The sequence below is a fragment of the Cupriavidus cauae genome, from assembly GCF_026210475.1.
Classification (GTDB): Bacteria; Pseudomonadota; Gammaproteobacteria; order Burkholderiales; family Burkholderiaceae; genus Cupriavidus; species Cupriavidus cauae.
This window is the reverse complement of record NZ_CP080293.1, coordinates 2,115,635-2,137,294: the sequence shown is the minus strand read 5'-3', so window position 1 is coordinate 2,137,294 and position 21,660 is coordinate 2,115,635. Positions and strand designations below refer to the sequence as shown.

Annotated in this window: 20 protein-coding genes and 1 tRNA gene; 4 read left to right on the top strand and 17 right to left on the bottom strand. The window is 66.8% G+C overall.

Features of this window, described 5'->3' with window-relative positions:
• Positions 1-62: 62 nt before the first annotated feature.
• From pheS to KZ686_RS09570, 9 genes are all read right to left on the bottom strand, one after another.
• Positions 63-1,100 carry a phenylalanine--tRNA ligase subunit alpha gene (pheS, locus tag KZ686_RS09610; protein WP_190286290.1) on the bottom strand — a complete coding sequence of 346 codons (1,038 nt, stop codon included), beginning with the start codon at positions 1,098-1,100 and terminating at the stop codon, positions 63-65.
• A gap of 177 nt (positions 1,101-1,277) precedes the next feature.
• Positions 1,278-1,634, bottom strand: a complete 357-nt coding sequence (rplT, locus tag KZ686_RS09605; RefSeq protein WP_006575465.1) for a 50S ribosomal protein L20 — start codon at positions 1,632-1,634, stop codon at positions 1,278-1,280.
• A 28-nt stretch (positions 1,635-1,662) separates the two neighbouring features.
• Positions 1,663-1,860, bottom strand: coding sequence for a 50S ribosomal protein L35 (gene rpmI / locus KZ686_RS09600; protein ID WP_006575466.1), 198 nt, complete (start codon positions 1,858-1,860; stop codon positions 1,663-1,665).
• A gap of 162 nt (positions 1,861-2,022) precedes the next feature.
• Positions 2,023-2,544, bottom strand: a complete 522-nt coding sequence (gene infC / locus KZ686_RS09595) for a translation initiation factor IF-3 (protein ID WP_149319229.1) — start codon at positions 2,542-2,544, stop codon at positions 2,023-2,025.
• A gap of 41 nt (positions 2,545-2,585) precedes the next feature.
• Positions 2,586-4,493, bottom strand: coding sequence for a threonine--tRNA ligase (thrS, locus tag KZ686_RS09590; protein WP_150082174.1), 1,908 nt, complete (start codon positions 4,491-4,493; stop codon positions 2,586-2,588).
• 327 nt (positions 4,494-4,820) lie between these two features.
• Positions 4,821-4,897 (bottom strand) — tRNA-Val (locus tag KZ686_RS09585).
• Positions 4,898-4,918: 21 nt separating this feature from the next.
• The gene (locus KZ686_RS09580; protein WP_265632303.1) at positions 4,919-7,147 is read right to left on the bottom strand and encodes a RelA/SpoT family protein; all 2,229 of its coding nucleotides are present in this window, start codon (positions 7,145-7,147) and stop codon (positions 4,919-4,921) included.
• A gap of 99 nt (positions 7,148-7,246) precedes the next feature.
• A complete protein-coding gene (locus KZ686_RS09575; protein WP_149319232.1) occupies positions 7,247-7,609 on the bottom strand; it encodes a RidA family protein in 363 nt (120 codons plus the stop codon).
• Positions 7,610-7,665: 56 nt separating this feature from the next.
• Entirely contained in the window at positions 7,666-8,556 is an 891-nt protein-coding gene (locus tag KZ686_RS09570; protein ID WP_150082172.1) for an alpha/beta fold hydrolase, read from the bottom strand.
• Between the two features lie 205 nt (positions 8,557-8,761).
• Here KZ686_RS09570 and KZ686_RS09565 point away from each other — a divergent pair, with 205 nt between their 5' ends.
• Entirely contained in the window at positions 8,762-9,538 is a 777-nt protein-coding gene (locus KZ686_RS09565; RefSeq protein WP_149319234.1) for a 3-hydroxybutyrate dehydrogenase, read from the top strand.
• A gap of 22 nt (positions 9,539-9,560) precedes the next feature.
• Positions 9,561-10,079 (top strand): DUF411 domain-containing protein, encoded by a 519-nt coding sequence (locus KZ686_RS09560; protein ID WP_265632302.1) that lies wholly within the window; start codon positions 9,561-9,563, stop codon positions 10,077-10,079.
• Positions 10,080-10,305: 226 nt separating this feature from the next.
• Here the strand turns inward: KZ686_RS09560 and KZ686_RS09555 are convergent, their stop codons facing one another.
• The 3 genes from KZ686_RS09555 to KZ686_RS09545 all read right to left on the bottom strand — a co-directional run bounded on the left by KZ686_RS09555 (position 10,306) and on the right by KZ686_RS09545 (position 13,955).
• Positions 10,306-12,261: a hypothetical protein gene (locus KZ686_RS09555; RefSeq protein ID WP_265632301.1), complete on the bottom strand. Its 1,956-nt coding sequence runs from the start codon at positions 12,259-12,261 to the stop codon at positions 10,306-10,308.
• Positions 12,262-12,596: 335 nt separating this feature from the next.
• The gene (locus KZ686_RS09550; RefSeq protein WP_149319238.1) at positions 12,597-13,235 is read right to left on the bottom strand and encodes a CoA transferase subunit B; all 639 of its coding nucleotides are present in this window, start codon (positions 13,233-13,235) and stop codon (positions 12,597-12,599) included.
• Positions 13,236-13,253: 18 nt separating this feature from the next.
• Entirely contained in the window at positions 13,254-13,955 is a 702-nt protein-coding gene (locus tag KZ686_RS09545) for a CoA transferase subunit A (protein WP_226109066.1), read from the bottom strand.
• A gap of 173 nt (positions 13,956-14,128) precedes the next feature.
• On the opposite strand from KZ686_RS09545, the gene KZ686_RS09540 reads away from it, so the two are divergent.
• A complete protein-coding gene (locus KZ686_RS09540) occupies positions 14,129-14,674 on the top strand; it encodes a PAS and helix-turn-helix domain-containing protein (protein ID WP_006575476.1) in 546 nt (181 codons plus the stop codon).
• Between the two features lie 58 nt (positions 14,675-14,732).
• Here the strand turns inward: KZ686_RS09540 and KZ686_RS09535 are convergent, their stop codons facing one another.
• From KZ686_RS09535 to KZ686_RS09515, 5 genes are all read right to left on the bottom strand, one after another.
• Positions 14,733-15,146 (bottom strand): acyl-CoA thioesterase, encoded by a 414-nt coding sequence (locus KZ686_RS09535; protein ID WP_149319240.1) that lies wholly within the window; start codon positions 15,144-15,146, stop codon positions 14,733-14,735.
• A gap of 126 nt (positions 15,147-15,272) precedes the next feature.
• Positions 15,273-16,301 carry a DctP family TRAP transporter solute-binding subunit gene (locus KZ686_RS09530; RefSeq protein WP_149319241.1) on the bottom strand — a complete coding sequence of 343 codons (1,029 nt, stop codon included), beginning with the start codon at positions 16,299-16,301 and terminating at the stop codon, positions 15,273-15,275.
• Positions 16,302-16,389: 88 nt separating this feature from the next.
• A complete protein-coding gene (locus tag KZ686_RS09525; protein ID WP_265632300.1) occupies positions 16,390-17,694 on the bottom strand; it encodes a TRAP transporter large permease in 1,305 nt (434 codons plus the stop codon).
• Positions 17,691-18,296 carry a TRAP transporter small permease gene (locus KZ686_RS09520; protein ID WP_149319242.1) on the bottom strand — a complete coding sequence of 202 codons (606 nt, stop codon included), beginning with the start codon at positions 18,294-18,296 and terminating at the stop codon, positions 17,691-17,693. The genes KZ686_RS09525 and KZ686_RS09520 overlap by 4 nt, the downstream gene beginning before the upstream one ends.
• Before the next feature lie 408 nt (positions 18,297-18,704).
• A complete protein-coding gene (locus KZ686_RS09515; protein ID WP_006578585.1) occupies positions 18,705-19,490 on the bottom strand; it encodes an SDR family oxidoreductase in 786 nt (261 codons plus the stop codon).
• Positions 19,491-19,910: 420 nt separating this feature from the next.
• Between KZ686_RS09515 and KZ686_RS09510 the strand changes: the two genes are divergently transcribed.
• Positions 19,911-21,599: an electron transfer flavoprotein-ubiquinone oxidoreductase gene (locus KZ686_RS09510; RefSeq protein ID WP_149319244.1), complete on the top strand. Its 1,689-nt coding sequence runs from the start codon at positions 19,911-19,913 to the stop codon at positions 21,597-21,599.
• Positions 21,600-21,660 lie beyond the last annotated feature (61 nt).

Here is a 21,660-nt window from a genome sequence, read left to right as displayed (position 1 = left end):
GATGACGCTAAGGCCGTTCGGGGTTGCAGGCCGGGCGCGGCGAACACACGCGCCCGAGGCCTTCACGCAAACTGGCGCAGGAAACGCACGTCGCCTTCGAAGAACAGGCGCAGGTCATTGATGCCATAGCGCAGCATCGTCAGCCGCTCCAGCCCCGAGCCGAATGCGAAGCCGATATAGCGCTCGGGGTCCAGCCCCATGTTGCGCATGACGTTCGGGTGCACCTGGCCCGAGCCGGATATCTCCAGCCAGCGGCCCGCGTTCTTGCCTTCCTCGAACGCCATGTCGATCTCGGCCGACGGCTCGGTGAAGGGGAAGTACGAGGGGCGGAAGCGCACCTGGATGTCGTCGCGTTCGAAGAACTTGCGCAGGAAATCGGTATAGACGCCTTTCAGGTCGGCAAAGCTGACGTTCTCGCCGATCCACAGGCCCTCGACCTGGTTGAACATCGGCGAATGGGTCGCGTCGCTGTCGACGCGATAGGTACGGCCGGGGCAGATCACCTTGATCGGCGGCATCGCCTTGCCCCGGTACTTCTCGACGTGCATGCGCGCATAGCGGACCTGCATCGGGCTGGTATGCGTGCGCAACAGCAGCAGCTTGTCGTCGCTGTCGCGGCCGTCGACGTAGAACGTGTCCTGCATCGAACGCGCGGGGTGGTTGTCCGGGTTGTTCAATGCCGTGAAGTTCATCCAGTCGGTCTCGATCTCCGGACCGTCGGCAACGTCGAAGCCGATCGAGCCGAAGATCTGCTCGACGCGCTCCCAGGTGCGCATGACCGGATGCAGGCTGCCGCGCGCGACGGCGCGTCCGGGCAGCGTGACGTCGATCGCCTCGGCCGCCAGCCGGGCGTTCATCAGCGCGTCGGCCAGCGCCTGGCGGCGCGCCTGCAGCGCGGCCTCGACCTGCTGCTTGGCCTGGTTGATGCGGGCGCCCTGCTCCTTGCGGGCTTCCGGGTCCAGTTTGCCGAGGCCCTTGAGCAGCTCGGTCAGCGCGCCGGTCTTGCCGAGAAAGCGCGCTTTCTCGTTTTCCAGCGTGGCGTTGTCGTTGGCGGCGGCGAAGGCGGCCTGCGCGTCGGCGACGATTTGGTCCGGATCCAGTGACATGGCGGTGGTCGGCGATGAATGGTGTATGGCTCCCGGCCCCGCACACGGCAGGACCGGCAAAAAAAAACGGGACTCGATTCGGAGCCCCGTTTCGGCGACCCCTTGGCGGAGGCCGCTTTCGACCTTGCGGTCGGTGCATGCGCCCGGTCGCTCGCGCGACCGGAACCGGCATCAGGCAACGGCGGCTTTCACCTGGTTGACGATGGCGGCAAAGGCAGGCTTGTCGTGAATCGCCATGTCCGACAGCACCTTGCGGTCCAGCTCAATCGAGGCCTTCTTCAGACCGTTCATGAACACGCTGTAGGTCATGCCATGCTCACGCGTCGCCGCGTTGATACGTGCAATCCAGAGGGCGCGGAACACGCGCTTCTTGTTGCGACGATCGCGGTATGCGTACTGGCCAGCACGCATGACCGCCTGCTTGGCGATGCGATAGACATTATTGCGACGGCCGCGGTAACCCTTGGCAGCGTCAATGACTTTCTTGTGGCGGGCCCGTGCGGTGACCCCACGTTTGACTCGAGGCATGAAACTCTCCTTTCGTTTTCGTCAGGGGTTAGGCGTAGGGCATCATCGCGCGAACGGACTTCAGGTTCGTCTCATGGACGTCCTGAGTGCCACGCAGTTGACGCTTGTTCTTGGTGGTCTTCTTCGTCAGGATGTGACGCTTGAAGGCCTGGCCACGCTTGAACGAACCGTTCGGACGCGCAGTAAAGCGCTTGGAAGCGCTTTTCTTGGTCTTCATCTTCGGCATGAAAAACTCCAGCTCTATGACATGCATGCAGGTGGACGGCTGACGCCGACGCTTGCAAGACCCGCATCCACTTGTTTTGCACGGCGCCGCGAGCGGCCCGCGCTGTGTTCGCGCGTCGTCCGGGCGCACGACCGTCGCCCGCACGCCACGCAAAACCTTGGCTTACTTTTTCTTCTTGGGGGCCAGCACCATGACCATCTGGCGGCCTTCCATCTTCGGCATCTGCTCGACCTGGCCAAACTCCTCCAGATCGCTCTTGAGCCGCTCGAGCATGCGCGCGCCGATTTCCTGGTGGGCCATCTCGCGACCACGGAAACGCAACGTGATCTTGGTCTTGTCGCCTTCTTCCAGGAATCGCTTCAGATTGCGCAGCTTGACGTTGTAGTCGCCGTCATCCGTGCCAGGGCGGAATTTGACTTCCTTGACCTGGATGATCTTCTGCTTCAGCTTGGCCTCGTGGGCGCGCTTGGCTTCCTCGTACTTGAACTTGCCGTAGTCCATGATGCGAACCACGGGAGGAGCCGCGTTGGGCGCGATCTCCACCAGATCCAAGTCCTTGTCTTCTGCCAGCCGCAGTGCGTCCATGAATTTGACGATGCCCAGCTGTTCGTTATCAACCCCTACCAGGCGCACTTCGGGCGCGCTGATTTCGCGGTTGATGCGATGACCTTTGTCCGTAGCGATGTTCCGTTACCTCAAGAAGAAAAAAACAAGCCGTGCTCCCATCAGGCTTTGGTGGCAACGTCGTTGTTCAGACGCTCCACGAACGCGGAGACGGGCATCACACCCAGATCCACGTTGCCACGGGCACGCACGGCCACTTGATTGGCATCCCGCTCCTTGTCGCCGACCACGATCAGGTACGGCACCTTCTGCAGCGAGTGCTCGCGGATTTTATACGTAATTTTCTCGTTACGCAAATCCGCCTTGGCCCTAAACCCTTGTTTTTGCAGCAGTTGCACGACGTTTTCCGCATATTCCGCCTGCGAATCTGCAATATTCATCACCACAACCTGCTCCGGGGCCAGCCAGGCCGGCAGCGCGCCGGCGTGGTTTTCCAGCAGGATGCCCAGGAAGCGCTCGAACGAGCCCAGGATCGCCCGGTGCAGCATCACCGGCCGCTTGCGCGAATTGTCCTCCGAGACGAACTCGGCACCCAGCCGCTCGGGCAGCACCAGATCGAGCTGGAGAGTGCCGCACTGCCAGGAGCGGCCGATCGCGTCCTTGATGTGGTACTCGACCTTCGGGCCGTAGAAGGCGCCCTCGCCCGGCAGTTCCTCCCACTGCACACCGCAGGCGCGCAGCGCCATCCGCAGCCCTTCCTCGGCGTGATCCCACACCTCGTCGGAACCGGCGCGCTGCTCCGGGCGCAGCGACAGCTTGACGGCCACATCCTTGAAGCCGAAGTCGTCGTAGACCGAGAAGGCCAGGTCGTTGAAGGCCTTGGCCTCGGCGACGATCTGCTCTTCCGTGCAGAAGATGTGGGCATCGTCCTGCACGAAGCCGCGCACGCGCATCAGCCCGTGCAGCGCGCCGGACGGCTCGTTGCGGTGGCAGGAGCCGAACTCGGCCAGCCGCAGCGGCAGGTCGCGGTACGAGCGCAGGCCGTGGTTGAAGATCTGCACGTGGCCCGGACAGTTCATCGGCTTGATCGCGTAGTCGCGCTTCTCCGACTCCGTGACGAACATGTTTTCCTTGTAGTTCTGCCAGTGGCCGGACTTCTCCCACAGCGAACGGTCCATCACCTGCGGCGTGCGCACTTCGCTGTAGCCGGCCTCCGTCAGCCGGCCGCGCATGTACTGCTCGACCGCCTGCCAGATCTGCCAGCCCTTCGGATGCCAGAACACCATGCCGGGCGCCTCTTCCTGCAGATGGAACAGGTCCAGCAGCTTGCCCAGCTTGCGGTGGTCGCGCTTCTCGGCCTCCTCCAGCATGTGCAGGTAGGCGTCCTGGTCTTCCTTGCGGGCCCAGGCCGTGCCGTAGATCCGCTGCAGCATCTCGTTGTTGGCGTCGCCGCGCCAGTAGGCGCCGGCCACCTTCATCAGCTTGAAGACCTTGAGCTTGCCCGTGGACGGCACGTGCGGGCCGCGGCACAGGTCGACGAACTCGCCTTCGCGATACAGGCCGATTTCCTCGCCGGCGGGAATCGACGCGATGATCTCGGCCTTGTACTTCTCGCCCATCGACTCGAACAGCTTGACCGCCTCGTCGCGATCCCACACCTCGCGCGACACCTTCTCGTCCTTCTTCGCCAGCTCGGCCATCTTCTTCTCGATGGCGGCGAGGTCTTCCGGCGTGAAGGGACGCTTGTAGGCGAAGTCGTAGTAGAAGCCGTTCTCGATCACCGGGCCGATCGTGACCTGCGCGTCGGGATAGAGCGACTTGACCGCGTAGGCCAGCAGGTGGGCCGTGGAGTGGCGGATGATGTCGACGCCCTCCGGATCCTTGTCCGTGACGATGGCCAGCGACGCGTCGCGGTCGATCAGGTAGCTGGTATCGACCAGGTTGCCGTCGACCTTGCCGGCCAGCGCGGCCTTGGCCAGGCCGGCGCCGATGCTCTGCGCGACCTGGGCAACCGTGACGGGTTCGGGGAACTCGCGGCGGGAGCCATCCGGCAGCGTGATTGCGATCATCTTGGACCTCTTACAGGGAATCCGCCGGCAAGGGTCGTTGCCTCGGGCGGATGAATATTTCTCGACTGGCCGCCCCGCACGGGACCGGGCGACCGGCAGCTTATCAGGGTGCTGGCAGGCGACAGGCGAAAAAAAACGCGGCCAAGGCCGCGTTTTTCATAATTTCACCCAATCGATCGACCCGATGTTCCGGGCGACCTGGGACGAAGACGCACCTCGACCTACTGTCGCTTGTCAGCGGTAGTAGTTCGCGGTGTCATAACCATGGCGTCTGGATGTCCTTCGGTGAAATGTCTGGGTGCTGCTGTCTTCGGTACTGCAATTCGTTGGTAGGCTCGATTGGACTCGAACCAACGACCCCCACCATGTCAAGGTGGTGCTCTAACCAGCTGAGCTACGAGCCTAGCGAAGCCGCAAGTATAGCATCACTTTCTTTGAGCCTGCAACACCCCGGACACCTCTTCGATCAATCCCAGCGCGCGCTGCAGCTGCGTGGCCTCCGCCACCTCGGCGGTGAACTGCATCCGCGCCACGCCCTTGCTGCTGAGCGTCTTGACCCCGGTGACGTTGATCTTCTCGCGCGACAGCACCTCGGAGATATCGCGCAGCAGCCCCTGGCGGTCGATCGCCTCGACATGGATCGTGACCGGATAGACCGCGTCGCTCTTCTTGCCCCATTCGGTCTGGATGATGCGCTCGGGCGCGCGCGCCGCCAGTTGCTGGAAGGTGTGGCACTGGCGCCGGTGGATCGACACGCCGCGTCCGCGCGTGACGAAGCCGACGATGTCGTCGGGCGGCGCCGGCTTGCAGCAGCGCGACATCTGCGTCATCAGCGAATCGACGCCGACCACCAGCACGCCGCTCTTGGCGCCGCGCGCGACGCTGGTGGCGCGGCTCTTCTTGGTGACCGCCTCTTCCTCGCTGACCTGCGGCGCGCCCTCGCCTTCCGGATGGCGCAGCGCCTGCTCGACGTGGCGCAGGCTGAACTCCTCCTTGGCCACCGCCGCGTACAGCTCGTCGGGCGTCTTGAAGCCCAGCCGCGTCGCCAGCACGTCCAGGTTGACCGCGGTCTTGCCCTCGCGCTGCAGCGTCTTGTCGATCAGCACGCGGCCCTGCGCGATGGTCTCCTGCGAATCGAGCGCGTTGAACCAGGCGCGCACCTTGGCGCGCGCCCGCGAGCTGGCCAGGTAGCCGAGATCCGCGTTCAGCCAGTCGCGCGACGGCCCGCCCTGCTTGACCGCGACGATCTCGACCGTCTGGCCGTTCTTCAGCGGCGTGTTCAGCGGCACCATCGCGCCGTCGACGCGCGCGCCGCGGCAGCGATGGCCCAGGTCGGTATGCAGGTAGTAGGCGAAGTCGACCGGCGTCGCACCTTGCGGCAGTGCCACCACGCGCGCCTGCGGCGTCAGCACGTAGATATGGTCGTCGATGGCCGCATGCTTGAGCTGCTCCCACGGCGACTCGTCGTGCGCCACCGTGTGGTCGGCATCGTCCTTCCACGCCAGCAGCTGCCGCAGCCAGGCGATCTTCTCGTCGTAGCTCTCGTTGGCGGCGAACTGCCCGCTGTAGCCCTTGCCCCCGGCCTCCTTGTAGCGCCAGTGCGCGGCCACGCCGTATTCGGCGAAGTGGTGCATCTCGTGGGTGCGGATCTGCACCTCGAAAGCGCGTCCGTCGTCGCCGATCACCACCGTGTGCAGCGACTTGTAGCCGTTGGCCTTGGGGCGCGAGATGTAGTCGTCGAACTCGCGCGGAATCGGCTGCCAGACGTGGTGCACGATGCCGAGCACCGCATAGCAGTCCTTGATGTCGTCGACGATCACGCGGAAGGCGCGCACATCGTAGAGATCGGCGAAGTCCAGATCCTTGCCGCGCATCTTCTTCCAGATGCTGTAGATGTGCTTGGGGCGGCCGCTGACCTCCGCGCGGATGCCCGCCGCGGCCAGCTCGCGCTGCAGCCGTTCGATGGCCCGCGAGATATAGCCCTCGCGCTCGATGCGCTTCTCGTCGAGCAGCCGCGCGATGCGCTTGTAGGTGTCCGGCTGTTCGAAGCGGAAGGCCAGGTCCTCCAGCTCCCACTTCATCTGCCAGATGCCGAGCCGGTTGGCCAGCGGCGCGTAGATGTCCAGCGTTTCGCGCGCCACGCCCGGCAGCGGCGCGTTCTTGGTCTGCGCGAGCCAGCGCAGCGTCTGCAGCCGCGAGGCCAGGCGCACCAGCACCACGCGGATGTCCTGCGCGAAGGCCAGCAGCATCTTGCGCAGCGCCTCGACCTGCTCGTGGCGCGCCTGCGCCTCGTTGCGCGAGGACGGCGCTTCGACGGTGTCGCCGCGATTGACGGCGATCGCGCCGATGCGCAGCAGCTGGCGCACGTCCTTGACCAGGCGCGCGACCTCGTCGCCGAAGCGCTCCGCGATCTCGCCCTCGGTCTCCGGCACGAAGGCCGCCACCGGAAACAGGCAGGCGGCGGCGCGCGCGGCGTCGTCGATGCGCAGGCCGTCGAGGATGCGCAGCATCCCCTCGGCATGCGACAGCACGCTCTCGCCGGTGGGCAGCGCCACCGCCTCGCCATGCTCGCGCGCATACGCCAGCGCCTGCTCGACCAGGCCCGCGTCCGGCGTGCCGGCAATCTGCCCGGTCGCGTCGGTGGACGTCACCATGTCACCACTTCCCCTGCTGCCCCTGCCACGCCATTCAGATCAATGCGCAAATCAATGCGCGATTCAATACGCGAATCAATACGCCTTGCCGCGCGGCGCTCAACTGAGCGCCGCGGTGACCACCACCTCGATCCGGTACTTCGGATTGGCCAGCTTCGCTTCGACCGTCGCGCGCGGCGGCGTATTGCCCTGCGGCACCCATTCGTCCCAGACCTCGTTCATCGCGCCGATATCGGCGATATCGGTCAGGAAGATCTGGCACGACAGGATGCGCGTCTTGTCGCTGCCCGCCTCGGCCAGCAGCCGGTCGATATGGCCGAGCACCTCGCGGGTCTGGCCGCGGATATCGGCCTCCGGATCGACCTCGGGCACCTGGCCGGCCAGATAGACCACGCCGTTGTAGACGGCATATTCGGAAAGACGTTTGCCCACATGGGCGCGTTTCAATGCGGTCGTGCTCATCGTTCGTTGTATGGATGCAGCCTGCGCTGCTCTGGGTTATTGGCGCGGCGCGGGGCTCAGGCCCCGGCCGTGCCGACAAAGAATTCGCGCGCGATCGCGATCTGCGCCGGATCGACGAAGGTCGGCGCATGGCCCACGTCCGGCACTTCGACCGAGCGCACCTGCTTGCCGCGCGCCACCATCTCGGCGACGGTCTCGCGCGTCAGCAGGTCGGACTGCGCGCCGCGCACCACCAGCACCGGCACCGCGATCGACTCGAACATGCGCCACATCGCGGCCTCCCCGGCGGTGGCCATCTCGGGCGTGGTCTCGCGGAACGGCACCGCCAGCGCCGGATCGTAGTGCAGGCCCCATTCCAGGCCCTCGGCGCCCTGCACCGGCTTCAGGATCGCGCCGTTCAATTCGCGCCACTGCTCCGGCGTATGGCGGCCGAACGAGGCGCTGATGGTCTGCAGGTACGCCAGGCCTTCCTCGAAGGTCTTGAACCGGACCGGCAGCCCCAGGTAGGAGCCGATCCGCTCCAGCGCCGAGGCGGCGATGCGCGGACCGACGTCGTTGAGCAGCAGCTTGCGCACCGGGCTCTTCGGCAGCGCGGCCAGGCCCATGCCGATCAGTCCGCCCATCGACGTGCCGAACCAGTCCACCTGCTCGACGTTCAGCCGCGCAATCAGCGTCACCATGTCGGACACGTACTGCGGCACGATGTAGCGGCGCGGATCGGCGAGCCAGTCGGAGCGGCCGCGGCCGGCCACATCCGGGCAGACCACGCGGTATTCGCCGCTGAACGCGCGCGCGATCTCGTCGAAATCGCGGCCGGTGCGGGTCAGGCCGTGCACGCACATCAGCACGCGCGGATTGGTGGGGTCGCCCCACTCGTGGTACGCCATGCGGTGCAGGCCAGCGGGGCTGATGCACTGCACGAAGCCGAGGCGCGGACTGGCTGACATCTTGACTCCCTGCGCGAGGAACGCGAATAAGGCGCGGCAATGGCGCACGACGAAAACCGCGACACATGAGCGTCGCGCATGACGCCGCGGCAGCGGCGCCGGCTGGGCAAAGCCCGATTGTACGCCAGCGCTACAATGCGACAGCAACGACGACCGTGCCGCGGCGGCACGGCGCATTGCACCCCATTTCTCCACGGAGGCTCATATGCTGAAGGGCAAGACGGCGCTGGTGACCGGTTCGACCAGCGGAATCGGTCTGGGCATCGCCCAGGCGCTGGCCGCGCAGGGCGCGCATCTGATCGTCAACGGTTTCGGCGACGCCGACGGCGCCAGGCGCCAGATCGAGCAGGCCGGCAGCGGCATCCGCGTCGGCTATCACGGCGCCGACATGAGCAAGGCCGACGAGATCGAGGACATGATGCGCTATGCCGACAGCGAGTTCGGCGGCGTCGACATCCTCGTCAACAACGCCGGCATCCAGCATGTGGCCAATATCGAGGACTTCCCCATCGAGCGCTGGGACGCGATCATCGCCATCAACCTGACCTCGGCCTTCCACACCACGCGGCTGGCGCTGCCCGGCATGAAGCGCAAGGACTGGGGCCGCGTGATCAACGTCGCCTCGACCCACGGCCTGGTCGCCTCGGCGCAGAAATCGGCCTATGTCGCCGCCAAGCACGGCATCGTCGGGCTGACCAAGGTCACCGCGCTGGAAACCGCGCAGACCGGCGTCACGGCCAATGCGATCTGCCCGGGCTGGGTGCTGACGCCGCTGGTGCAGAAGCAGGTGGAGGCCCGCGCCGAGCGCGAGGGCATTCCCGTCGAGCAGGCCAAGCGCGAGCTGGTGCTGGAGAAACAGCCCTCGGGGCAGTTCGTCACGCCCGACGAGCTGGGCGCGCTGGCGGTCTTCCTGGCAAGCGATGCCGCGCGCCAGGTGCGCGGCGCGATCTGGAACATGGATGGAGGCTGGGTCGCGCAGTGATGGCGCGCCCTACGGACAAGCGATGAAGCGAAGAGACGTTCTGAAAGGCCTGATCGGCGGCGCCGCCCTGTCTGCCGGCCTGGCACCGCTGGCCCGGGCCGCCGCCCCCGCCCCCGCCGCGCCGACCACAAAGGCGGCAGCGGCAAAAACCTCGATCGAGGTCTACAAGAGCCCGCTGTGCGGTTGCTGCGACGGCTGGGTCGCGCATCTGCGCGAGCATGGCTTCGCGGTCAAGGTGCACGACGTCGAGGACACCGGCGTGCACCGCGCCCGGCTCGGCATGCCGGAGCGTTTCGGCTCCTGCCACACCGGCGTGGTCGAGGGTTATGCGATAGAAGGCCATGTGCCCGCCGAGCAGATCCGCAAGCTGCTGGCGGCCCGCCCCAAGGCGGTCGGCCTCGCGGTGCCCGGCATGCCGATCGGCTCGCCGGGCATGGAGCAGGGACCGCGGGTCGATCCCTACTCGGTGCTGCTGGTGCGCGCCGACGGCGGCGCGTCGGTGTTCGCGCGTTATCCCGCTCGCCCGGCGGCGCAGCACTAGACCGCCTGGACAAGCACGCGGCTCAGCTGCCTGGCGCCCCGGCGGGCAATGGCGGCTGCGCCGGCCGGTCCCCTGCACGGTGGGTCGCCAGGGCTTGCTCCACGTCGTCGCGCAACGCGGTTGGCAGTGCTGTCAGCAGGCTGCCCAAAGCGGCGACGGCCGAGCCGCGCGCCTCCGCCTCCAATCCGTCCAATGCCTCGCGTAACGATGGCCACAGCGCGCGGAACTAGGTTTCCGTCGGTATGTCGCCCACGCCCAGCGCGAGAATCATTCTGCGCACGATCTCGGCGCGATAGGGCTGCAACGGCTCGCCGGGAACCGCAAAGCGCTGCTGGTCATCGGCCAGCGCGGGCAACTGCTCGAGGACCCAGCCCTTCGCCTCGGGGCTGCGATGCGTGGCAACCACCGCCAGGACCCCTGCGCGCCGCGCCAGCGGCAGGCGCTGCACGATGTCCGTCGCGAACTGCCGCAGCATCCGGCTGGCGTCCCCCTTCAGAAACCCCGCGGTGGACATCGCGTTCACCACGAAATCCGTGCAGGCGAGAGGCGGCCATTTCGATGCGAGCGCGATCAGCACCTGTGCCCGCCTCTGCTGCTCGTCTGCGTCTTCCCCCATCACCCTGAAGGCAAGCCCGCCCAGCAGCGGCCCACCGAGCGCGGGCGGCAGCACCGCGGTCTGCTCCAGCAGGACCCAAAACCCTGTCCGCGAGTGAGATGCCGATATCGTTTGCATCAGCACGGTCGCGCGGTACTCGACGGGCAGCGCATGGGCAGCTTCCGTGAAGCGCATCCACAGCGCCGCATCCTCCGAAAGCTGCAGCGCTTCCCCCCACTTCGTCAGCGGCCCGACGCGCAAGGACGCCGGCTTCAACGCATCGATGTGCTGCAGCCCCAGCAGGAAGCGATCGCGCTCGATGTCATCGTCGGGCTCGACGCCTGGCATGGTGACGAACAGATGGGAGTACTCGGTGAATAGCGCCGCCTGGGTCGCGGCGTCCAGTTCGGCGGCTTCGGCGAAGCATCGGTCGATCGACATCGCCTGCCGGACCGACCACATCGGGTGCATGACCGGGCCCGCCTGCCCGGCTGCCGCTGCCAACAGCTTCTCCGCCCTGAACCCCGCATAGAGCGCTGTCAGCTGCGCCATGCGGCGGGACCGGTCGGCCGATGGCACGTTCCCGCCGCGCAGCCAGCGGTGCAGCACCACGGCCACGAGCAGGGGCCAGTGCCCGCCTTGGAGCGCGGCCCGAGCGGTCTCGAGCATGGCATCCCAAACCACCAGACGGGACTTCGCCCCGCTCCCCGCCTCCACCACCAGATTCAGTTCATCGACCAGCTTGTTCAGTACCCATGCCTGGCAGGGTGCCGGCATGCCGTCGCTGGTGCGCAGCGCGCGGACCCGCTCGATCACGGCTAGCGCCAACCCTTCGCTCAGTTGCCCATGCCGCGCGGCGACATGAACGAGCGCCTCCAACAGGCGGCTCGCGCCCTGGGGCGGCAAGGCATCGGCCGTCGCCATCCATTGCTCGAAGCCCGCGGGCGTTGCCGGGCAGAAGGACTTCAGACACTGTCCCAGCACCAGGCCACGCATGCTTGATGGCAATTGTTCGGCCAGCGCCAGCATGCGTCGCTCCAGTTCCGGATCGCGGGGGAGCTGCGCGGCCAGCGCGACCAGCGGCCCGGCTTTCTCGGCGGCGGGCAACCGCGCGATCTGATCGATCAGTTGCACCGACAGCAACCGCGAAACGCTCCTGAAGCGCGGAATCCGCTCGACCACGCCGCGCAGCAGGATGCCGCGTTGCCGCGCCGGTTCGCCGGCGAGGCTGCCAAGCAGCCCGGCGAGCCGCTCGCTCGAATGGGTCCAGCGGATCGTGGCATACAGGCGGTCGAACCGGCGCAGTGGCGCCAGCAAGGCGCGCATGTGCCGGTCCGCGCCGGCAAGCGCGCGCCGCGACGGCGCATCGAGAAGGCCCACGATATGCATCAGGGAATCGCCGGGCAACAGGCGGATGGATGCCGTGGCGTCGGGCGCGGCGGCAGATGGAGAAGCGGACGCGGGCTGGGTGGGGATCGGCAGCATGCCCGATACGGATGGATCGGCATGCGCGGCACCCGTCCGGGTATCGGCGCCGGGCGCTGCCGGAGCAGCGGGCGAAATGGCAGAGGAAGATTGCAGGGGCATGATGGCAGGGACCGGGAGTCGGGAGTGGGAGTCGGGACCGGGAGTCGGGAGTCGCGAGCCGGGAGCCGGGAGCCGAGAGCCGAGAGCCGGGAGTCGGGAGTCGTTGGGCGTGCCGGCACGCGGCACGGCCGCACTGTGGTCCGGATCGCCTCCCCGCGCTTTTGGTCCCCAAGAATCCTTTCGCTTTCGGCGGCAGCGCCATGGCGTCCGCGCGCCGCCCCCGATGGCATGCCCTCACGGGCGACCCGAAAACAAAAAGCCCCGCCTCGATACGAGGCGGGGCTTGCTGCCCGGCTGACGCCGGTCGCGCCGACGCGGTCGCGTGGACCGAGCCCTTACAGCAGCGGCACGCCGGTCTTGCTCTGGATTTCCTCGCGGCTGACGCCCGGTGCGGTCTCGACCAACTTCAGCCCTTCGGGCGTGACGTCCATCACGCCCAGGTCGGTGATGATCCGATCGACCACGCCCACGCCGGTCAGCGGCAGCGTGCAGGCCTCCAGGATCTTCAGGTCCTCGCTGCCGTCCTTCTTCTTGGCGGTATGTTCCATCAGCACCACCACGCGGCCGACGCCGGCCACCAGGTCCATCGCGCCGCCCATGCCCTTGACCATCTTGCCCGGGATCATCCAGTTGGCGAGGTCGCCCTTCTGGCTGACCTGCATCGCGCCGAGGATGGCCAGGTTGATATGGCCGCCGCGGATCATCGCGAACGAGTCCGCCGACGAGAAGATCGACGAGCCCGGCAGCGTGGTCACGGTTTGCTTGCCGGCATTGATCATGTCCGCGTCGACCTCTTCCTCGGTCGGGAACGGACCGATGCCCAGCAGTCCGTTCTCCGACTGCAGCCAGACCTCGACGCCCGGCGGCACATGGTTGGCCACCAGCGTCGGCAGGCCGATGCCCAGGTTCACATAGAAGCCGTCCTGCAGCTCGCGCGCGGCGCGCGCCGCCATTTCATCACGTGTCCATGCCATGATCTGTCTCCTTGATCGTCAGGCCGCGGCACGCACGGTGCGCTGCTCGATGCGTTTCTCGGGATGGGCGTTCAGCACGAGGCGCTGCACGAAGATGCCCGGGGTGTGGATCTCGTCCGGATCGAGCTCGCCGATCTCGACGATCTGCTCGACCTCGGCGACGGTGACCTTGCCCGCCATCGCGCACATCGGGTTGAAGTTGCGCGCGGTGCGGCGGTAGATCAGGTTGCCGGCCTTGTCTGCCTTGAAGGCCTTGACCAGCGCGACGTCGGCGGTCAGGGAGCGCTCCATCACGTATTGCTCGCCGTCGAATTCGCGGATCTCCTTGCCCTCGGCCACGATGGTGCCGACGCCGGTTTTGGTGAAGAAGGCCGGGATGCCGGCGCCGCCGGCGCGCAACTTCTCGGCCAGCGTGCCCTGCGGCGTGAATTCGAGTTCGAGTTCGCCGGCCAGGTACTGGCGTTCGAATTCCTTGTTCTCGCCGACATAGGACGAGATCATCTTGCGGATCTGCCGCGTGGCCAGCAGCAGGCCCAGGCCGAAGCCGTCGACGCCGGCATTGTTCGAGATGCAGGTCAGCCCTTTCGCGCCGCTGTCGCGCAACGCTGCGATCAGGGCTTCCGGGATGCCGCACAGGCCGAAGCCGCCGACCGCGATGGTCTGTCCATCGCGGACCACGCCGGCAAGCGCCTCGGCGGCGCTGGCGTAGACCTTGTTCATATCGTCTCTCCTTCCTCGATGATGTTCCCGGACGAGGCGGCGACGCCGCTCGCGGGTAACGTTACAATCGCTACGGCCGCGCCGGGCGGGACCCGCGCGCCGGCCGTCGACAGCGCTCCAAAGGATACGCAAGCCCCGCGGCGGACGCCAGTACGTAGAAATACATAAGGACAATGCCTGCCATCGACTATCAGACCGCCTTCCAGCTGGCGCCGGTCGGCCTCGTGCTCTCGCGCGAGCGCAGGATCGAGGATTGCAACGACGAGGTCTGCCGCATCTTCGGCACGACGCGGGAGGCGCTGATCGGCCAGTCGTTCCAGGTACTGTACCCGACCGCCGACGAGTTCGAGCGTACCGGCGCGCGCATCGTGCCGATCATGAACGCGCGCGGGCTCTATTCCGACGAACGGATCATGAAGCGGGCCAACGGGGAATTGTTCTGGTGCCACGTCACCGGCCGCGCGCTGGACCGGCAGCAGCCGCTGGGGGCCGGCATCTGGAGCTTCGAGGACCTGTCGCAGAAGCGCCCGGTGACCGCGCAGCTGACGGCGCGCGAGCGCGATATCGCGGCCCAGCTGGTCGAGGGCAAGACCAGCAAGCAGATCGGCAAGTCGCTATCGATCAGCCCGCGCACCGTCGACATCTACCGGGCGCGCCTGATGAAGAAATACGGCGCGCATACGGCGGTGGACCTGGTGCAGCGGCTGGTCAATCATTGAGGTTGCTCCCCTCTCCGACAAGCGGGATGGGAGAAAACCGACCCCGTAGCCGGGTCCCTCAGCTCTCCAGCAGCGTCCGGATCGCCGCCGGCAGCGGCACCGATTTCTCCGCCTCGTAGTCGCACCAGACCACCTTGGCGCCGCCATCGGCGAACACGGTGTCGGCGTTGGTGTCGTCGTCATCGCAGCGGCGGATTTCCGTGCGCGTCTCGAAGCTGCTGCGGCCCAGTTCGCCGGCGAAGACGCGGCATTCGATCTCGCCCGGATAGCGCAGCTGGCGGCGGAAATTCATATGGGCGTTGACGATCACCGGCCCCTGCCCGTTCTCGTCGCGGCCGTTGCAGCCCAGCGATTCGAACCACGAGATGCGCGCCTGCTCCAGGTAGCGGAAATAGACGGTGTTGTTGACGTGGCCCATCGCGTCCATGTCGCCCCAGCGGATCGGCATGCGCAGCGTGAAGACGTGTTTCATCGCGTGTGGTTCGGGGTTGCCGTGTGGTTCGGGATTGTGGATCGGGAATGTGGATCAGGGTTGCCGCGTCGCCCACGGCAGCCGGCCGTTCCCGCGCGCGGGGCGCGGGAACGGTTCACGCCCGCATCAGCGCTTGGCGATGGCCGCCTCGGCCTTGCCGACCAGGTCGGCGCCGATCTGCTTCTTCCACTTGTCGTAGACCTTGGCGGTCGCCTTGCGGAAGGCGTCATGCTCGGCGGGGCTCAGGTGCGTGACCTTGACGCCGTGGGCCTCCATCTCCTTCCACGCCGGCGCGCCCGGCTCGGCCAGGCCCTTGCGGGCCAGCGCCACTTCCTGCTTGCCGGCATCGATCGCCGCCTGCCGCACGATCTCGCGATCGGCCGGCGTCCAGCTTTCCCAGATCTGCTTGTTGACCACGAAGATCAGCGGATCGGCGACATAGCCCCAGGTCGTCACGAACTTCTGGCCGACCGTGTACAGCTTGGCGGCGGCAAACACCGACTGCGGGTTCTCCTGGCCATCCACCGCGCCCGAGGCCATCGCCGGCTGCGCGTCGGCCCAGCTCATCTGGGTCGGATTGGCACCCAGCGCATTGAACGTGTCGATATACAGCGGCGAGCCGACGACCCGCAGCTTCAGGCCCTTCAGGTCCTCGGGCTTGCGGATCTCGCGCTTGGAGTTCGACACCTCGCGGAAGCCGTTCTCGCCCCAGGCCAGCGGCACCACGCCGGCCTTCTCCAGCGTGGCGAACAGCTGCTTGCCGACCTCGCCCTGCGTCAGCGCGTCGAGCGCCTTGTAGTCGGGCATCAGGAACGGCAGCGAGAACAGGTTCAGCTCGCGCACCTGCGGCGACCAGTTGATGGTCGAGCCGATCGCCATGTCGATCACGCCCTGGCGGATCGCCGAGAATTCGCGGGTCTGGTCGCCGGCCACCAGCGAGGTGCCCGGATAGAGCTTGATATTGATGCGGCCGTTGGTGCGCTGGCGGACCAGGTCGGCCCAGATCTCGCCGCCCTTGCCCCAGGGAAAGGCCGGGCCGAGCACCAGCGACATCTTGTATTCGGACTTGTAGGTCTGCGCCATCGCACCGGCGGGCGCGAGCGCGGCGGCGGCGATGGTGGCGGCCATCGACAGCATCAGGACACGGCGTTTCATGAGTCAGTTCTCCTCTCGGGAATCGTTATTTGGACTGAATGGACCGAAGATCAAGCAGAAATACGGGGGCGGCAGCGAACCTCGCTACTCAATAACCGAGCTTCGCCGGCAGCCATGTCGCCAGTGGCGGGAACGCCAGCACCAGCAGCATCGCGCCGAACATCGCCAGCAGCATCCACACCACCCACGGCACGGTCTCTTCCATGCGCACCCGGGCGATCCGGCAAGATACCATCAGGTTCACCGCCAGCGGCGGCGTGAACTGGCCGAGCGCGACCTTGAGCGTCAGCACCACGCCGAACCACACCGGATCCCACTGGAAGGCATTGGCGATCGGCAGCAGCAGCGGCACGAAGATCAGGAAGATCGAGATGCCGTCAAGGAACATGCCGACCGTGATCAGCAGCAGCACGATCAGCGCCAGCACGCCGTATTCGCCGACACCGGAATTGGCGATGGCATGCGCCAGGGGATCGATCACGCCCAGCGTCGACAGCGCGTAGGCGAAGATGCCGGCCAGCGCCACCACCAGCAGGATCACCGACGAGGTCTCGGCGGCCTCGCGGAAGATCACGTACAGGTCGCGCAGGCCGATCGAGCGGTAGACCACCATGCCGACGAACAGGCCGTAGACCACCGCGACAACCGCGGCCTCGGTGGGCGTGAACCAGCCCGCGCGCATGCCGCCCAGGATCAGCACCGGCGCGAACAGTCCCCAGGCCGCCTCGCGCAGGCTTCGCCAGAACGGCGGCCGCGGCAGCGAGGCCTCGGCCGCGCCCATCCTGTGCTTGCGCGCCAGCCAGACCGCCGGCACGATCAGCGCGATGCCGGCCAGCACGCCGGGAATCATGCCGGCGGCAAACAGCGCCGGCACCGAGGCACCGGGCACCAGCACGCTGTAGACGATGAAGGCGACCGACGGCGGAATCAGGATGTCGGTGGCCGCGGCGGCGCCGACCACGGCGGCGCTGAACGAGCCCGGATAGCCGGCGCGCGACATAGCGGCGATCATCGCGCCGCCGACCGCGGCGGCGTTGGCCGGCCCCGAGCCGGAAATCCCGCCGAGGAACATCGCCACCAGGATCGCCACCAGCGGCAGCATGCCGGGCCCGCGTCCGACCACGGCGATCGCCAGCGTGACCAGCCGCTGCGCGACGCCGGAGCGGTCGAAGATCGAGCCGACCAGCACGAACATCGGGATCGCCAGCAACGGGTACTTGGCCAGGCCCGCGTAGAAGTTCTGCGGCACCGCCAGCAGGCCGAACATCTGCGTGTCGAGATTGGACAGCCCGATCGCCGCCAGGCCGCCGAGGCCGAGCGCGACGCCGATCGGCACGCCGAGCAGCATCAGCACGATGAAGACGGCAAACAGCACGATGGCGATCAGCGTCATGGCTGGCGCTCCCCGCCGTCCTGCACGCGCTGCGCATGCAGGGCCTTCAGCGCCCGCAGGTTGCGGCCGGCCAGCGCCAGCGCACGCAGCGCGATGCAGGCCGACAGCAGCGGCAGCCAGACCGAGTACCACCAGCTGGGCACGCCGATGCCCGGCGAGGTCTCGCCGTAGGTGTATTCGTCCCAGGTGATACGCGCGCCGAGCACCGCCAGCGCGACGAACATGATGGCGACGGCGACCGCCGACACCACCGCCAGCCGGCGCTGGCGTGCCTCGCTGCCGCGCTCGAAGAAGAATTCGATGCGGATATGCCGGTCGCGCGCGACCGCGGCGCTGCCGCCGACCAGCGCCAGCACGATCATCAGGAAGACCGAGAATTCCTCGGTCCAGGCGAACGACTCATCGGTCAGATAGCGCACCGCGACGTTGGCGAACGTGATGATCACCAGCAGCATCATCACGACGATGCCGATCCAGTCTTCGATGCGGGGGCTGATGCGGAATTCGGCATCCGCTGCCTGGTCCACGGGTTCGGTGATCAAGGCCGAATCGACCGCGTGCTGTGGCGCGGCGTCGCGCCGTGCCTGCTCTTGCTGCTCCATCTCCCCGGCCTCCGGTCCGGTCTGCCGGGCCTGCAGGACCGCGGCAGCTGCTGCATGACGCCTTGGCGGCGTACTTTTGTGAATGCCTTGTCGTCGCCGACGCTGTCGCTGGCGTTCCCTCACGCACGGGGCATGGTCGCAGCGATCGGGCGCAGCTAATTAAAGGCTTATGGAATCGGCACCAGCGAATTATGCCCACACTGGCGATGGGCGGACACCTCCAATACCCTAGGGGATCGGCAGCGGCATGCAGGTGGCCAGGCGTCGGCCGTGGCGCCCGAGGGGACCGGATAAGCCCCGGGCTGGAAGGCCCGCCCCGCTTCTGGCGGGAGTCGGGCACAGGCGAACGCCGTCGGGCACGCTCGCCGGATCGTGATGATTCGATATCGGCGGCGCGCGCGGCTGGCTTTATACCATACCGTCGTCGGCGGTGATCACGGCACCGTTGATGAACTGCGACTGGTCCGAAGCCAGCAGCAGCAACAGGCCGTCGAGGTCTTCCGGCTTGCCGAGCCGCTTGCGCGGCAGCAGCTGGATCAGCTTCTGGCCGGCATCGGTGTCCCAGTGATGGTGGTTGATGTCGGTGTCGATATAGCCCGGGCAGATCGCGTTGACGTTGATGCCGTAGCGGGCCCACTCGAGCGCCATCGCCTTGGTCATGTGGACCACCGCGGCCTTGCTCATGCAGTAGACGCCGATCTGCGACAGCACCTTCAGCCCCGCCACCGAGGCGATATTGATGATGCGCGACTGCGGCAGCGGCGTGCCGTTGCGCTCGGCGCCCTTGGACCGCGCGATCATCCGCTTGGCCACTTCCTGCGCCACGAAGAAGGCGCCGCGGGTATTGGTGTCGAAGACGAAGTCGAAGTCCTCGGCGGTGACATCGGTCAGCCGCTGCGTGGTCGACACGCCCGAGTTGTTGACGACGATGTCGATCGCCCCCGCCTCGGTCTCGGCATGCGCCACCGCGGCGCGAATGCTGTCGGGGTCGGTCACGTCGAGCCGCACCACATGCGCGCTGCCGCCGTCGGCTTCGATCGCCGCGCGCAGCTCCTTGAGCCGTTCGGCGCGGCGCGAGGCCAGCACCACCTTGGCGCCGGCGGCCGACAGGACCTGCGCGAAGCGCATGCCCAGTCCGCTCGACGCACCGGTCACCATCGCGACCTTCCCTTCGAGATTGATCGACAAACCCATATGGACCTCTGCAGTGGAACGCGCCGCGGCTGGCGCCGTCATGCGCGTTCGATGGCTGCCCCGTTGCGTGGGAAAACGGAGGCAGTATATTAAAAAACGAACGATCGTTCCAAAAAATTGCTTGCCTGTGGGTGTCGAGTCCCGGACAATGCCGGAGATTCTAAGAACTCGGGCACAAAAAGGAAACAGCGAGGCGACAGCGTGCGAGCGAAACACCGCGCGCCGATCCATCGCGATCCAGCAGAAGAGCCGATCACAAGCAGCCGGACCACGCGTCAATCCGCAGCATTCCGTCCCCCGCCTGCCGGCCCCATGCCATCCTTGCCGACCTTGCCGTCGCCCGGTTCCGGCGACACAGGCCATCCCGGATCACCGCTTCCCCATACACAAGTACGCAGCAACAAAAGAGGGTTAGAGACAATGGACCAGCAGCAGCTCGTGGAGCAGTTCGGCCCCCGCGAATCCATGGAATACGATGTCGTCATCGTCGGCGGCGGTCCCGCCGGCCTGGCGACGGCCATCCGCCTGAAACAGCTGGCGCAGGACAATGGCAGCGAAGTCAATGTCTGCGTGCTGGAGAAGGGCTCGGAGCCCGGCGCCCACATCCTGTCGGGCGCGATCATGGACCCGCGCGCGCTGAACGAACTGCTGCCGAACTGGAAGGAACTGGGCGCGCCGCTGAACCAGCCGGTCACCGAGGACCAGTTCCTGTTCCTGAACGAGACCGGCTCGCGCGGCACGCCGCCGGCGCTGCTGCCCGAGTGCTTCCATAACGAAGGCAACTACATCGTCAGCCTGTCGAACTTCGTGCGCTGGCTCGGCCAGCAGGCCGAGGCGCTGGGCGTGGAGATCTTCCCGGGCTTCCCGGCCGCCGAGGTGCTGTACAACGAGGACGGCTCGGTCAAGGGCGTGGCCACCGGCAACCTCGGCATCGGCAAGGATGGCGAGCCCACCGACAACTTCCAGCTCGGCATGGAGCTGCACGCGAAGTACACGATCTTCGCCGAAGGCTCGCGCGGCCATCTGGGCAAGCAGCTGATCGAACGTTTCCGCCTCGACGCCGGCAAGGACCCGCAGAGCTACGGCATCGGCCTGAAGGAGCTGTGGGAGATCGACCCGGCCAAGCACAAGCCCGGCCTGGTGGTCCATACCGCGGGCTGGCCGCTGGACCCGGCGACCTACGGCGGCTCCTTCCTCTATCACATGGAGGACAACAAGGTCGCGGTGGGCTTCGTCGTGGGCCTGGACTACACCAACCCGTGGCTGTCGCCGTTCGAGGAATTCCAGCGCTTCAAGACCCATCCGGAGATCCGCCAGTACTTCGAGGGCGGCAAGCGGATCGGCTACGGCGCGCGCGCGATCACGGCGGGCGGCCTGCTGTCGCTGCCCAAGACGATCTTCCCGGGGGGCGCGCTGGTGGGCTGCGACGCGGGCTATCTGAACGCCTCGCGCATCAAGGGCAGCCACGCCGCGATCAAGACCGGCATGCTGGCCGCCGAGGCCGCCTTCGAGGCGCTGCAGGCCGGCCGCCAGCACGACGAGCTGACCGCCTATCCCGCCGCGTTCGAGAACAGCTGGCTGTACAAGGAGCTGCTGCAGGCGAAGAACTTCAAGCAGTGGTTCAAGAAGGGTCGCACCACCGCCACGCTGATGACCGGCATCGAGCAATGGCTGCTGCCCAAGCTCGGCATCCGCAACCCGCCGTGGACGCTGCACCGCGAGAAGCCGGACCACGTCTACCTGAAGCCGGCCGCCGAATGCCAGCAGATCGTCTATCCGAAGCCGGACGGCAAGCTGACCTTCGATCGCCTCAGCTCGGTGTTCATCAGCAACACCAACCATGAGGAAAACCAGCCCGCTCACCTGACGCTGAAGGATGCGAGCGTGCCGGTGCAGATCAACCTGGACAAGTACGCTGGCCCCGAAAGCCGCTATTGCCCGGCGGGCGTGTACGAGTTCGTCGCCGACGAGGAACGCGGCGGGCAGCGCCTGCAGATCAACGCCCAAAACTGCGTCCACTGCAAGACCTGCGATATCAAGGACCCGACCCAGAACATCGTCTGGGTGACGCCGGAAGGCGGCGGCGGTCCGAACTACGTGGGGATGTAAGCAGCCTTCCGCGGCTGTCGTTCCCCCCTCTCCCACACGGTGGGAGAGGGGTCGGGGGAGA